The following is a 13,492-nucleotide window of genomic DNA, read 5'->3' as shown; positions in this document are numbered from 1 at the left end:
GCCAAGGCATGGGTAAGGCACTGGAGGGCGTCCGCGTCCTCGACATGACGCACGTGCAGTCCGGTCCGTCGTCGACGCAGCTGCTCGCCTGGCTCGGCGCGGACGTGATCAAGCTCGAGACCCCCGGCCGGGGCGACATCACGCGCGGGCAGCTGCGCGACCTGCCCGGCGTCGACAGCCTCTACTTCACGATGCTGAACGCCAACAAGCGCAGCATCACGCTCAACATGAAGAGCACCGAGGGCAAGGAAGTCTTCGAGAAGCTCGTGTCCGGAGTGGACATCCTGGTCGAGAACTTCGGCCCGGGCGTCGTCGACCGGTTCGGCTACCCGTGGGAGAAGCTCGCGGCGCTCAACCCCCGGCTGATCTACGCCTCCATCAAGGGGTTCGGACCGGGCCGCTACGCCGACTTCAAGGCCTACGAGGTGATCGCGCAGGCCATGGGCGGCGCGATGAGCACCACCGGGTTCGAAGACGGCCCGCCGACCGCGACCGGCGCGCAGATCGGCGACTCCGGCACCGGCATCCACCTGGTGGCCGCCATCCTCGCCGCGCTGTACCAGCGGACCTCCACCGGCCGCGGCCAGCGCGTCGCGGTCGCCATGCAGGACGCCGTGCTCAACCTCTGCCGGGTCAAGCTGCGCGACCAGCAGCGCCTGGCGCACGGCCCGCTCGGCGAGTACCCGAACGACCAGTTCGGCGACGAGGTCCCGCGCTCGGGCAACGCGTCCGGCGGCGGCCAGCCCGGCTGGGCGGTCAAGTGCGCGCCCGGCGGGCCGAACGACTTCATCTACGTGATCGTCCAGCCACCCGGGTGGGCACCGCTCGCGCGGCTGATCGGCAGGGAGGAGCTGGCCGAGGACCCGGCCTGGGCCACCCCGGAAGTCCGGCTGTCCAAACTGGACAAGATGTTCGCCCTCGTGGAGGAGTGGACCGAGAAGCACACCAAGTGGGAAGTGATGGAGAAGCTCAACGCCCACAACATCCCGTGCGGCCCCATCCTGTCCACGAAGGAGCTGATCGAGGACGAGACCCTGGCCGAGCTCGGCTCGGTCGTGGAGGTGGCGCACCCGGAGCGCGGCACCTTCAAGACCGTCGGCTGCCCGCTGAAGCTGTCCGACTCGCCGGTGGAGATCGAACGGTCGCCGCTGCTCGGCGAGCACAACGACGAGGTGCTGACCGAACTCGGCTACAGCGCGGCCGAGCTGGACGAGTTCCGCGCCGCGGGGGTGATCTGAGTGGGGGATCGCGCGGCGGTCGAAAAGGTCCTCGCCGAGGCGGCGGCCGAAGGCCGGTCCTCGCTGACCGCGCCCGAGGGGCGTGCGGTCTGCGAGGCCTACGGCATCCCGACGCCGGCCGAGCGGCTGGCGACGACGGCCGAGGAGGCCGTGACGCACGCGGAAGCCATCGGGCTGCCGGTGGTGCTCAAGATCGTCTCGCCGGACATCCTCCACAAGACCGAGGCCGGCGGCGTGCTCGTCGGCCTGCGGGACGCCGAGGCGGTGAAGGCGGGGTTCACGAAGATCGTCGAGAACGCGAAGGCGTACAACGCCGACGCGCGCGTCCTCGGCGTCCAGGTGCAGCAGATGCTCACCGAGGGCCAGGAGGTGATCATCGGCTCGGTCACCGACCCGACCTTCGGCAAGGTCGTCGCGTTCGGCCTGGGCGGTGTCCTCGTGGAGGTGCTCAAGGACGTCACCTTCCGGCTCGCGCCGACGAGCACGGAGGAAGCGCTCTCCATGATCGACGGCATTCAGGCGGCGGAGATCCTCCGGGGCGTCCGCGGCGCGGACCCGGTCGACCGGGATGCACTGGCCGCCGTGATCACCGGGCTGGGCGAGCTCGTCTCCGACTTCCCCCAGCTGTCCGAAGTGGACCTCAACCCGGTGCTCGCGACCCCGCACGGCGCCATCGCGGTCGACGTCCGGATCCTGGTCGACCCGGCCGCGGCGAAGGAGCCGCACCGGTTCACCCAGGAGGAGATCCTCGCCTCGATGACCCGGATCATGAAACCGGCGTCGGTCGCGGTGATCGGGGCGTCGGCCGAGGCCGGCAAGATCGGCAACTCGGTGATGAAGAACCTGGTCAACGGCGGCTACGCCGGGGAGATCCACCCGATCAACCCCAAGGCCGCCGAGATCCTCGACCGCAAGGCCTACGCGAGCATCACCGACGTCCCCGGCGACGTCGACGTCGCGGTCTTCGCCATCCCGGCGAAGTTCGTCCCGGCGGCGCTGGAAGAGGCCGGCCGCAAGGGCGTGGCGGGCGCGATCCTCATCCCGTCCGGCTTCGGCGAGACCGGCAACGTCGAGCTGCAGGACGAGGTCGTGGCGATCGCGCGCCGGCACGGCGTCCGCATCCTCGGGCCCAACATCTACGGCTACTACTACACGCCGGAGAACCTGTCGGCGACGTTCTGCACCCCGTACGACGTCAAGGGCGGCGTGGCGCTGTCGTCGCAGAGCGGCGGGATCGGGATGGCGATCCTCGGCTTCAGCCGCTCGGCGAAGATGGGCGTGTCCTCGATCGTCGGCGTGGGCAACAAGGCCGACATCGACGAGGACGACCTGCTCACCTTCTTCGAACAGGACGACAACACCCAGCTCGTCGCGATGCACCTCGAAGACCTCAAGGACGGCCGCTCGTTCGCGGAGACGGCGAAGCGGGTCTCGAAGCGCAAGCCGGTCGTCGTCCTCAAGGCCGGGCGGACGTCGCAGGGCGCCAAGGCGGCCAGCTCGCACACCGGCGCGCTGGCCGGCGACGACAAGGTGTACGACGACATCCTCCGCCAGAGCGGCGTCATCCGGGCGCCCGGGCTGAACGACATGCTCGAGTACGCCCGCGGCATCCCGCTGCTGCCCACGCCGAAGGGCGAGAACGTCGTCATCATCACCGGCGCCGGCGGGTCGGGGGTGCTGCTGTCGGACGCCTGCGTCGACAACGGGCTCGGCCTGATGGAGATCCCACCGGACCTCGACACGGCGTTCCGGAAGTTCATCCCGCCGTTCGGCGCCGCGGGCAACCCCGTCGACATCACCGGCGGCGAGCCACCCTCGACCTACCGCAACACCATCGCGCTGGGGCTCGAGGACGACCGCATCCACGCCCTGATCCTGGGCTACTGGCACACCATCGTCACCCCGCCGATGGTGTTCGCCGAACTGGTCGCGGAGGTGGTAGAGGAGTACCGCGCGAAAGGGATCCACAAGCCTGTTGTCGCGTCGCTGTCCGGCGACGTCGAAGTCGAGGAGGCGAGCGACTACTTGTACGACCGCGGCGTCGTCGCGTACCCCTACACCACCGAGAAGCCCGTGGCGGTGCTCGGTGCGAAGTACCGCTGGGCGCGAGCCGCCGACCTGCTGCCGAACCTGAGTCAACGCTGACGAAGGAGAACCTTCATGACCGCAGCCACTTATCAGGAGATCACCGACGAGAACGGAAGAGTCTACCGGGTGGGCGAGTCCCCGCAGGACATCATGGGGCGCTCACGCAGCTGGATGGTCTGGCTGCCCTGGATCGCCATGATGGCGGTCAGCGTGTTCGAGTACGGCTGGGGCGCCGTCGAGGGCACGCTGGAAGAGAAGTACGGCTGGACGCTCTCGGACGCGTTCTGGCTGGCGAGCATCTGGGCCGTGTTCCAGGCCGGGGTCGCGTTCCCGGCCGGGCGGCTCCGGGAACGCAACGTCGTCTCGGCGAAGACGGCGATGCTGCTCGGCGCCGTGTTCAGCGGCATCGGCTACTTCACCATCGCGCACAGCGGGAACCTCACGCTGGCGTTCATCGGGTACTCGGTCCTCGGCGGCACCGGCGCCGGGCTCGTGTACGCGACCTGCATCAACATGGTCGGCAAGTGGTACCCGGAGAAGCGCGGCGCGCGGACCGGGTTCGTGAACGGCGGGTTCGCCTACGGCTCGGTGCCGTTCATCTACCTGTTCAGCGCGTTCCTCGGGCACGAGAACGTCACCGGGGTGCTCGACGGCATCGGCCTGTACATGCTGGTCGTCGTCGGCGTGTGCGGGTTCCTGTTCAAGGACCCGCCGAAGAGCTGGTGGCCGAAGGAGGTCGACCCGATCTCCTGGGCGAAGGGCAAGACCGGGGTCAGGAGCCTGGCGAAGAACCCGCCGGCGGTCCGCCAGTTCACGCCGATGGAGGCGATCCGGACCGGCATGCTCCCGCTGATGTGGGTGTGCCTGGTGATCATCGGCGGGGTCTCGCTGTTCGGCATCAACTTCCAGGTGCCGTTCGCCAAGGAGAGCCACTTCGGCGCGTTCGTCGCCGCTTCCTCGGCCGGCGTGCTGGCCATCGTGAACGGCACCGGCCGCGCGGTCGTCGGCTGGGCGTCGGACAAGATCGGGCGGCGTCAGACGCTGACGCTGGTGCTGGTGATCGCGGCCGGCGCGCAGTTCGGCGTGCTGTACGCCGGGAACACGCACAACCTGGTGCTGTTCATGGTGTTCGCGTTCCTGACCGGGTTCGGCGGCGGCGCGTTCTACCCGCTGTTCGCCGCGCTCGTGCCGGACTACTTCGGCGAGAACAACAACGCGTCGAACTACGGCCTGGTCTACAGCGCGAAACTGGTCGGTGGCGTCGGCGGCGGCGGGCTCGCCGCGGGCGTCATCAGCGCGTGGGGCTACACCGGCGCGTACGTCCTCGCCGGGTGCATCGCGCTCCTGTCCGCGGTGCTGACGCTGTTCCTGCGCCAGCCCGGCCGGACACGCCACCAGCTCGCCGAAACCGAGCTGGTGGCGCGGCCGTCGGCCGCGGCCGGCGGCTAGTCCGGTTTCCCGCTCCCCGGTCCTGCGGCAATCAGGATCGGGGAGCTTCCGGACGTTCGTGGTAGGCCTGGCGGGTCCGTTCGGTGTGCTTGGCCATGATCTGTTCCGCGGCTTCGGTGTCGCCGTCGGAGATCGCGTGGATCAGCTCGTCGTGCTCGTTCCACGCGTCCCGCCCGCGCGGCCGGGCGATCGGCGTGTAGTACCAGCGGACCCGGCGGTCGACCAGGCCGATCAGCTCCGCGAGCACCGCGTTCCCCGACAACTGCGTGATAAACGCGTGAAGGGCCGCGTTGGCCGCGACCAGGCCTTCGGTGTCCTCCGCCTTCAGCGCCTCGACGCCCACCTGCTGCAGCTCCCACAGGCGGCGGACGTCGTCGGCGGTCGCGTTGCCGGCGGCGAGCTTGGCGGAGTGCGTCTCCAGCACGCTGCGGACGCTCAGCAGCTGGTCGGCCTCCTCGTCGGTCGGGAGGTGGACGAACGCGCCCTGGGCCGGCCGGAGGTCGACCCAGCCTTCGCTCTGCAGGCGCTGCAGGGCTTCGCGGACGGGCTGCCTGCTGACGCCCAGGTACTCGGCCAGGTCGGCCTCGACCAGGTGCTGCCCGGGCTCGAGGGTGCGGTTGATGATCAGCTCGGCGAGGGCCTCGTAGACGACCTGCCGCAGCGGCGCGGGCCGTTCGACGCGCTTGGCGGCGGTCGAGCTGAGCGAGCCCTTGGCCGTGCGGCGACCGGTCGGGCCGCGGTCGGGAAGGGGAGAAGCGGGCTGGCTCACGGGACACCTCGAAGGGGAGAGGAACGCGACGATCTCTGATCAGGATACAGGTTTTGGTATGCAAAATCCCAGAACCTCACCCTGTCGGGAGTTTCACGGTCTCTCCGGGCGGTAAGGCCTGGTCTCGTGAGCGGATCCAGGATACTGTATGCAATCGAGTCCTCGACCAGGGAGGCACATCATGAAGGTGGCTGTTCTCGGGGCCGGGGCGATCGGTGCCTACGTCGGCGCCGCGCTGCACCGCGGCGGGACCGAGGTGCACCTGATCGCCCGGCGCGCCCACCTCGCCGCGATGCGCGAGCACGGCGTCCGCGTGCTCAGCCCGCGCGGCGACTTCACCGCCCACCCGCACGTCACGGACGACCCGGCCGAAGTCGGCCCGGTCGACTTCGTGTTCCTGGGCCTCAAAGCGAACTCCTACGCTTCCTGCGGGCCGCTGCTCGCCCCGCTGCTCGGCCCGGACACCGCGATCGTGGCGGCGCAGAACGGCATCCCGTGGTGGTACTTCCACGGCCTGACGGGACATCCGCTCGAAGGCAGGCGTGTCGAGACCGTCGATCCGGGCGGCTCGGTGACCGCCGTGCTCGAGCTGCGCCGCGCGATCGGCTGCGTCGTCTACTGCTCCACCGTCATCGAGGAACCGGGCGTGATCCGGCACCTGGAAGGCACGCGGTTCTCCCTCGGCGAGCCCGACGGGGAGATCTCCGCGCGCTGCAAGGTACTGAGCGCGGCGATGATCGCCGGCGGGCTCAAGGCGCCGGTCGAACCGCGGCTGCGCGACGACATCTGGATCAAGCTGATGGGCAACGTCGCCTTCAACCCGCTCTCGGCGCTGACTCGGGCGACCATGGCCCAGATGTGCGAGCACGACGACACGCGCGCGCTCGTCGCCACGATGATGACCGAGACCCTCGAAATCGCCCGCGCGGCGGGCAGCGATCCCGGCGTCTCGGTCGAGAAGCGCATCGACGGGGCCTGGCGCGTCGGCCACCACAAGACGTCGATGCTGCAGGACCTCGAAGCGGGCAAGCCCCTCGAGATCGACGCGATCATCGGCGCGGTCGTGGAGCTGGCCGGCCTCACCGGCGTGCCCGCGCCCGCGCTGCGGCACGTCCACGCCGCCATCTCGCTGCTCGACCACACCAGCAACCCGCCCGTCCCCGTCGGGGCGCACTGAACCGGAGGTGCCCGTGAAGCGCAGGAACACCGAGCCGTACGTGCGGCTCACCCAGCCACTGGTGCGCGACTCCGGTGTGCTGCGGCCGGCGACCTGGGAGGAGGCCCTCGACCGGGCCGCCGCCGGGATCCGCCGGACCCTGGAGACCAGGGGACCCGAGGCCTTCGGGATGTTTTCGTGCGCCCGCGCGACCAACGAGATGAACTTCGTCGCCCAGAAGTTCACCCGCGCGGTGATCGGCACGAACAACGTCGACTCGTGCAACCGCACCTGCCACGCGCCGAGCGTCGCGGGCCTGGCCCGGGTGTTCGACAGCGGCGGCGGCACGTCGTCGTACCAGGAGATCGAGGACGCCGACGTCATCGTCATCTGGGGCGGCAACCCCCGCGAAGCACACCCGATCTTCTTCCAGCACGTGCTGAAGGCCGTCCACAAGGGAGCGAAGCTCTTCGTCGTCGACCCGCGGCGGACCAGCACCGCGAGCTGGGCCCATCGGCAGCTGCAGCTGGAAGTCGGCACCGACATCCCGCTGGCGCACGCGATCGCCCGCGAGATCATCCACTCGGGGCTCGCCAACACGACGTTCGTCGAGCGCGCCACCGAAGGGTTCGCGGAGTTCGCCGCGTCGGTCGAGCCGTGGACCCTGGAGGTCGCCGAGAAGACCACCGGAGTCCCGGCCGGGCTGATCCGCGAGCTGGCCCACGCCTACGCCCGCGCCGACCGCGCGCAGCTGTCGTGGACCCTCGGCATCACCGAGCACCACAACGGCACCGACAACGTCCTCGCGCTGATCAACCTCGCGCTGCTGGCCGGACAGGTCGGCCGCTACGGCGCCGGGCTGAACCCGTTGCGCGGTCAGAACAACGTCCAGGGCGGCGGCGACATGGGCGCCATCCCGGACCGGATGCCCGGCTTCCAGGACGTCCTCGACGCGGAGGTCCGGGCGAAGTTCGACGCCGCGTGGGGCTCGTCGATCCCGCCGCACAAGGGCCTCAACCTCACCCAGATGCTCGACGCGATGGAACGCGGCGACCTGACGTGCGTGTACATCATCGGCGAGAACCCCGTCCAGTCCGAAGCGGACTGCGAGCACACGATCAAACGCTTGTCCAATGTGGACCACCTGGTGGTGCAGGACATCTTCCTCACCAAGACCGCGCAGCTCGCCGACGTCGTGCTGCCGGCGTCGGCGGCCTGGTGCGAGAGCGACGGCACGTTCACCAACTCCGAACGCCGCGTCCAGCGCGTCCGCAAGGCCCTCGAGCCGCCGGCGGGCGCGCGCGACGACATCGAGCTGCTCTCGGAACTGGCCCGCCGGCTCGGCCACGACTGGCACTACACCGGCGGCGAGGAGGTCTGGGACGAGCTGCGTTCGCTGTCGCCGATGCACGCCGGGATGTCGTACGCGCGGCTGGAAGAGCTGGGCGGCATCCAGTGGCCGTGCTACTCCGAGGACACCCTCGAACCGACCTTCCTGCACGGCCGCCTGTGGGCCGACGACCCGGCCGAGCGCGGCCGCCCGGCGCCGTTCACGGTGATCGAGCACAGCCCGCCGGTCGACCTGCTCACCGAGGAGTTCCCCATCCGGCTCACCACCGGGCGGCGCCTGGACTCCTACAACACCGGCGTCCAGTCCGGCGGGTTCCCGTCTCCGCTGCGGCAGGGCGAGACCCTCGACCTCTGCCCGGAGGACGCTCGTTCGCTCGGCGTCGCCCCGGACGAGCTGGTCCGCATTTCGTCGCGGCGCGGGGAGATCGTCGCCCCGGTGCGGCTCGACAAGGGCCTCAAGCCCGGGCTCGCGTTCATGACCTTCCACTTCCCGGACGAGGTCGACGTCAACGTCATCACCATCGAAGCGACCTGCCCGATCGCCGGGACCGCCGAGTACAAGGCCGCGGCCATCCGCGTCGAGAAGCTCTCGGCAGCGGGAGTCTGAAGTGGACCTCAAACTCCTGGACGCCGTCGCGTCGCGTGCAGAACGGGCGGCGGTCGCCGGTTTCGAGGGCGGTGGCCGCGACCAGCTGCTGCCCGCGCTGCACGCGGTCAACGACCGGGTCGGCTGGATCAGCCAGGGCGCCCTCAACCTGATCTGCGAGGCGCTGCACGTGCCGCCCGCCGAGGCCTACGGCGTGGCCAGCTTCTACTCGTTGTTCGCGCTGGAGGAACGCCCCGAACGTGTGGTGCACGTGTGCACCGACCTGGCGTGCCGCCTCAAGGGCGCGGACACGGTGTGCGACGTCCTCACCGAGCACGTCGGCGCCGCGGGGAAGGCGCGCGGCGGGGTCACGTGGCTGCGCAGCCCGTGCCTCGGCGTCTGCGAACGAGCCCCCGCGGCGCTGACGTTCCAGGCCGGCGACCCGGCCACCACCGAACTGCTCGCCCCGGCGACCGGCGCGTCGGCGGTGCTGGCCGCCCAGCGGGAACCTGCGGGCGACGGGCCGCCGCCGGTGCTCCACCAGAAGGAGGGACTGCGGCTGCTGCGCCGGGTCGGCGTCGTCGATCCGTCCAGTTTGGACGACTACCGCGCGGCCGGTGGCTACGCCGCGCTGCGCAACGCCCTGCGCATGGGCGAGGCCGCGGTGATCCGCGAGGTCACCGACTCCGGCCTGCTCGGCCGCGGGGGCGCGGCGTTCCCGACCGGGCGCAAGTGGGCGGCCACGGCCGCGCAGCCCGCCGGCCCGCACTACCTGGTGTGCAACGCCGACGAGAGCGAACCCGGGACGTTCAAGGACCGGGTGCTGCTCGAAGGCGACCCCTTCGCGCTGGTCGAGGCGATGACGATCGCCGCGTTCGCCATCGGCGCCCGGCAGGGGTACGTGTACCTGCGCGGGGAGTACCCGCGAGCGCTGCGGTTGCTGCGCAACGCGCTGGAGGTCTGCCGGGAACGCGGGTTCCTCGGCGTGGACGTCATGGGCCACGAGGGGTTCTCGTTCGACATCGAGATCCGGCGCGGCGCGGGCGCGTACATCTGCGGCGAGGAAACCGCGATCTTCAACTCGATCGAGGGTTTCCGCGGCGAGCCGCGCTCGAAACCGCCGTTCCCCGTCGAGCAGGGGCTGTTCGGCAAGCCGACGGTCGTGAACAACGTCGAGACCCTGGTCAACGTGCCGTTGATCCTGACCGAAGGCGCGGCCGCGTACCGTGCCCTCGGCACGGAGGCGTCGGCCGGACCGAAGCTGTTCTGCCTGTCCGGCAACGTCGAACGGCCGGGCGTCTACGAGGTGCCGTTCGGCACTTCGCTGCGTGAGCTGCTCGCGCTGGCCGGGGGAGTACCCGAGGGCCGCTCGCTGCGCGCGATCCTGCTGGGCGGCGCGGCCGGCGGGTTCGTCCGGCCGGACGAGCTGGACCTGCCGCTCACCTTCGAGGACGCGCGGGCGGCGAAGACGACGCTCGGCTCGGGCGTCGTCCTGGTGCTGGACGACCTGGCCGACCTCGGCGGGTTTCTGCTGCGGATCGCGGAGTTCTTCCGCGACGAGTCGTGCGGGCAGTGCGTCCCGTGCCGGATCGGGACCGTCCGGCAGGAGGAGGCGATCCGGCGCGTCCTCGCGACGGGCTCGGAGGAGCGGCCGCTGCTCCGGGAAGTGGGCGGGGTGATGCGGGACTCGTCGATCTGCGGCCTCGGCCAGACGGCGTGGAACGCGATCGAGTCCGCCATCGACCGGCTGGGAGCACTGCAGTGACCAGCGACGACACACGCTTCCCCGTGGAGGAGCAATGACCACAGTGGACATCGGAATCCCGAAGCGGCTGGTCGAGTTCACTGTGGACGGCTCGGTCGTCCGGGTCCCGGAGGGGTCGACGATCCTCGACGCGTGCACGGCGGCGGGCAAGGACATCCCCACGCTCTGCTACGGCGACACTCTGGAACCGGCGAACGCCTGCCGGGTCTGCATGGTCGAGGTCGAGGGCTCCCGGACGCTCGTGCCGTCCTGCTCCCGCAAGGCCGAGCCGGGGATGGTGGTGCACACGGATTCGGAGCGGACGCGCACGAGCCGCAAGGTGGTGCTGGAACTCCTGGCGTCGGCCACGGACCTGTCGACAACGCCGGGCGTGGCGGAGTGGCTGGCGGAAACCGGCGCCGACCCGGACCGCTTCGGCCCGGACGCGGCGACGGTCGCCCAGCCGGCCCTGGTGGACAACGAGCTGTACGTCCGGGACTACGGGAAGTGCATCCTCTGCTACAAGTGCGTCGACGCGTGCGGCGACCAGTGGCAGAACTCGTTCGCGATCAGCGTGGCCGGCCGCGGGTTCGACGCGCGGATCTCGACGGAGTTCTCGAACCCGTTGCCGGACAGCGCGTGCGTGTACTGCGGCAACTGCGTCGAGGTCTGCCCGACCGGGGCGCTGAGCTTCAAGCGCGAGTACGACAAGCGCGCGGACGGCACCTGGGACGAGTCCCGCCAGACCGAGACGACGACGGTGTGCACGTTCTGCGGGGTGGGCTGCAACCTGACGCTGCACGTCCAGGACAACGAGATCGTCAAGGTGACTTCCCCGCACGAGAGTTCGGTGACCCACGGGAACCTCTGCATCAAGGGCCGCTTCGGCTGGCAGCACGTCCAGAACCGGTAGCGGCACCCGTTCGCCCGAAGGCGCCGCGGCTCGTCGAGCCGCGGCGCCTTCGTCGTCGGTGCCCGCCGGCCCGGCTCAGGCGAACCGGACGGTGAACCGCTGCTCCGGCGGATGCGCCGCGTCGCGCTCCATCACCTCGACGAGGAGCGCGGCGATGCGTCCGTACAGCTCCTCGCCGAGGTGTTCCGCGCTGGTGGCGGCGTCTTCCCACACCAGCTCGACGGGCCGGGGCACGTCCCGGTAGAGCCGGTCCCAGAGGGCGTCGAGGTTGCGGCCGTAGTACGGGCCGAAGTCGAGTGGACCGGCCAGCCGGTCGTGCAGGTCCTGCTCGGACCGGATGGTCTTCCCGTCGAGGACGACGCGCATCGCTCACTTCCCGTCGGCAGCCGGACCGGCCGAACCTACCGCGGAGGCGGCCGCTCGCCGTTGACCCCGAGCCCGGCGACCAGCTATTCTCGATATGCGAAAGAAAGATTCCGGATAGCGAAATTTGAGGTCGCGATGCCAGAAGAGGGGCACTCCCTGCCGTACGTCGCCAACCTGTCGATCCTGTTCAAGGAGGTACCGCTGCTCGAGCGGGCCGCCGCCGCGCGGGAGGCCGGGTTCACCGACGTCGAGTACTGGTGGCCGTTCGACACCGCGGTCCCCGCGCGCGAGGAGGTCGACGCCTTCGTGCGGAGCCTCGACGGCGTTCGCCTGCGCGGGCTGAACTTCTACGCCGGCGACATGGCGGCGGGGGAGCGCGGCCTGGTGTCGTGGATCGGCCGCGAGGCCGAGTTCGCCGACAGCCTCGTCGTCGCGCTCGGGATCGCCGAACGCACCGGCTGCCGCAGCTTCAACGCGCTCTACGGCAACCGGCTCGACGGCGAAGACCCCGCCAAGCAGGACGACCTGGCGCTGGTCCACCTCGCGACGGCCGCCGAGGCCGCCGCGAAGATCGGCGCGCAGCTGGTCCTCGAACCGCTCTCCGGCGCGGACCGCTACCCGCTCAAGACCGCCGCGGACGCCGTGGCCGTGCTCGACGACCTCGGGCGCGACAACGTGCGGCTGCTGGCCGACCTGTACCACCTGGCAGTCAACGGGGACGACCTGGACGCGCTGGCGGCGAAGCACATCTCCCGGATCGGGCACGTGCAGATCGCCGACGCTCCCGGCCGGCACCAGCCCGGCACCGGCTCCCTGGACATCGACGGGCACCTCGCGAAGCTGCAGAACGCGGGCTACGCCGGGTTCGTCGGGATCGAGTACGTCCCGGAGCCCGACACCGAAACGTCGCTGACCTGGCTGCCGAAGACCCGAAGGGGACGAGCATGAAACTGGGATTCATCGGACTGGGCGTGATGGGCGCCCCGATGGCCGCGCACCTGGTCGCGGCCGGGCACGACGTCAGCGGCTACGACGTCCACCCGGCCGCGGGCGAGAAGCTCGCGGCCGCCGGCGGGCGGGCCGCGACCGGCGTCGCCGACGCGGTCGCCGGCGCGGACGTCGTCATCACGATGCTGCCGAACCACCCGCAGGTCGAAGAGGTCGTGCTGGCCGCGGGCGGGGTCCTCGACACCGCCGAGCCCGGCGCGCTCCTGATCGACATGAGCACCATCCGGCCCGAGACGTCGATCGCCGTCGCGGAAGCCGCGCGGGACCGGAAGATCCGCGTCCTGGACGCGCCGGTGTCGGGCGGGCAGGCCGGCGCCGAGCAGGCGTCGCTGTCCATCATGGTCGGTGGCTCGGAAGAAGACTTCGAGGCCGCGAAGCCGGTGTTCGACGTGCTCGGCAAGACCGTCGTGCACGTCGGCCCGCACGGTGCCGGCCAGGTCGTGAAGGCGGCCAACCAGCTCGTCGTGGGCGGGATCTACGGGCTGGTCGCCGAGGCGATCGTGCTGCTCGAAGCGTCCGGAGTGGACGCCGCGACGGGCCTCGACGTGCTCGCCGGCGGCCTCGCGGGCAGCCGGATCCTCGAACTCAAGCGCAAGTCCATGGTGGACCGGCAGTTCGCGCCCGGCTTCCGGATCGACCTGCACCACAAGGACATGGGGATCGCGCTCGCCGCCGCCCGGCAGGCCGACGTCGCGCTCCCGCTCACCGGGCTGGTCGCCCAGCTCGTCGCCGCCGGCCGTGCCATGGGGTACGGCTCCCTGGACCACTCGGCCTTGCTGAAGGTCGCCGAACAGTTGTCGGGCCGCGCCCCGGCGGAGGTGTGAC

The 13,492-nt window shown here is 70.7% G+C and carries 11 protein-coding genes; 9 read left to right on the top strand and 2 right to left on the bottom strand.

The window, feature by feature from the left end; translation table 11 throughout:
• Positions 1-8 precede the first annotated feature (8 nt).
• The 3 genes from frc to AB0J40_RS23925 are packed head-to-tail and all read left to right on the top strand — an operon-like array spanning position 9 to position 4,775.
• The gene (frc, locus tag AB0J40_RS23935) at positions 9-1,238 is read left to right on the top strand and encodes a formyl-CoA transferase (protein ID WP_364456618.1); all 1,230 of its coding nucleotides are present in this window, start codon (positions 9-11) and stop codon (positions 1,236-1,238) included.
• Positions 1,239-3,383 (top strand): acetate--CoA ligase family protein, encoded by a 2,145-nt coding sequence (locus AB0J40_RS23930; protein ID WP_364456617.1) that lies wholly within the window; start codon positions 1,239-1,241, stop codon positions 3,381-3,383.
• A 15-nt stretch (positions 3,384-3,398) separates the two neighbouring features.
• Positions 3,399-4,775, top strand: coding sequence for an OFA family MFS transporter (locus tag AB0J40_RS23925; RefSeq protein ID WP_364456616.1), 1,377 nt, complete (start codon positions 3,399-3,401; stop codon positions 4,773-4,775).
• 31 nt (positions 4,776-4,806) lie between these two features.
• Here AB0J40_RS23925 and AB0J40_RS23920 read toward each other — a convergent pair whose 3' ends face one another.
• A complete protein-coding gene (locus AB0J40_RS23920) occupies positions 4,807-5,544 on the bottom strand; it encodes a GntR family transcriptional regulator (protein ID WP_364456614.1) in 738 nt (245 codons plus the stop codon).
• A 181-nt stretch (positions 5,545-5,725) separates the two neighbouring features.
• On the opposite strand from AB0J40_RS23920, the gene AB0J40_RS23915 reads away from it, so the two are divergent.
• From AB0J40_RS23915 to AB0J40_RS23900, 4 genes are read left to right on the top strand one after another with little or no spacing between them, the layout of a single operon-like run.
• Complete coding sequence (locus tag AB0J40_RS23915; RefSeq protein WP_364456612.1) at positions 5,726-6,721, top strand: 2-dehydropantoate 2-reductase; 996 nt, start codon at positions 5,726-5,728, stop codon at positions 6,719-6,721.
• Between the two features lie 13 nt (positions 6,722-6,734).
• Entirely contained in the window at positions 6,735-8,657 is a 1,923-nt protein-coding gene (locus tag AB0J40_RS23910) for a molybdopterin-dependent oxidoreductase (RefSeq protein ID WP_364456611.1), read from the top strand.
• A gap of 1 nt (position 8,658) precedes the next feature.
• A complete protein-coding gene (locus tag AB0J40_RS23905) occupies positions 8,659-10,401 on the top strand; it encodes an NAD(P)H-dependent oxidoreductase subunit E (RefSeq protein WP_364456609.1) in 1,743 nt (580 codons plus the stop codon).
• Between the two features lie 34 nt (positions 10,402-10,435).
• Positions 10,436-11,293 (top strand): 2Fe-2S iron-sulfur cluster-binding protein, encoded by an 858-nt coding sequence (locus AB0J40_RS23900; RefSeq protein WP_364456607.1) that lies wholly within the window; start codon positions 10,436-10,438, stop codon positions 11,291-11,293.
• Positions 11,294-11,368: 75 nt separating this feature from the next.
• Here AB0J40_RS23900 and AB0J40_RS23895 read toward each other — a convergent pair whose 3' ends face one another.
• Positions 11,369-11,659, bottom strand: coding sequence for a barstar family protein (locus AB0J40_RS23895; RefSeq protein ID WP_364456605.1), 291 nt, complete (start codon positions 11,657-11,659; stop codon positions 11,369-11,371).
• Between the two features lie 135 nt (positions 11,660-11,794).
• On the opposite strand from AB0J40_RS23895, the gene AB0J40_RS23890 reads away from it, so the two are divergent.
• The gene (locus AB0J40_RS23890) at positions 11,795-12,607 is read left to right on the top strand and encodes a TIM barrel protein (protein WP_364456604.1); all 813 of its coding nucleotides are present in this window, start codon (positions 11,795-11,797) and stop codon (positions 12,605-12,607) included.
• On the top strand, positions 12,604-13,491 hold the full coding sequence (locus AB0J40_RS23885; protein WP_364456602.1) for a 2-hydroxy-3-oxopropionate reductase: 888 nt from the start codon (positions 12,604-12,606) through the stop codon (positions 13,489-13,491). The genes AB0J40_RS23890 and AB0J40_RS23885 overlap by 4 nt, the downstream gene beginning before the upstream one ends.
• The last annotated feature ends 1 nt before the right edge of the window (position 13,492 follow it).

The sequence above is a fragment of the Amycolatopsis sp. NPDC049691 genome, assembly GCF_040675005.1.
GTDB lineage: Bacteria > Actinomycetota > Actinomycetes > Mycobacteriales > Pseudonocardiaceae > Amycolatopsis.
This window is presented reverse-complemented; position numbering and strand designations above follow the sequence as displayed.

What these genes read in the sequence shown, in the direction of transcription:
- frc (WP_364456618.1), top strand. Translation starts at nt 9, where the DNA reads ATGGGTAAGGCACTGGAGGGCGTCCGCGTCCTCGACATGACGCACGTG.
- AB0J40_RS23925 (WP_364456616.1), top strand. Translation starts at nt 3,399, where the DNA reads ATGACCGCAGCCACTTATCAGGAGATCACCGACGAGAACGGAAGAGTC.
- AB0J40_RS23915 (WP_364456612.1), top strand. Translation starts at nt 5,726, where the DNA reads ATGAAGGTGGCTGTTCTCGGGGCCGGGGCGATCGGTGCCTACGTCGGC.
- AB0J40_RS23900 (WP_364456607.1), top strand. Translation starts at nt 10,436, where the DNA reads ATGACCACAGTGGACATCGGAATCCCGAAGCGGCTGGTCGAGTTCACT.
- AB0J40_RS23895 (WP_364456605.1), bottom strand. Translation starts at nt 11,659, where the DNA reads ATGCGCGTCGTCCTCGACGGGAAGACCATCCGGTCCGAGCAGGACCTG.
- AB0J40_RS23890 (WP_364456604.1), top strand. Translation starts at nt 11,795, where the DNA reads ATGCCAGAAGAGGGGCACTCCCTGCCGTACGTCGCCAACCTGTCGATC.
- AB0J40_RS23885 (WP_364456602.1), top strand. Translation starts at nt 12,604, where the DNA reads ATGAAACTGGGATTCATCGGACTGGGCGTGATGGGCGCCCCGATGGCC.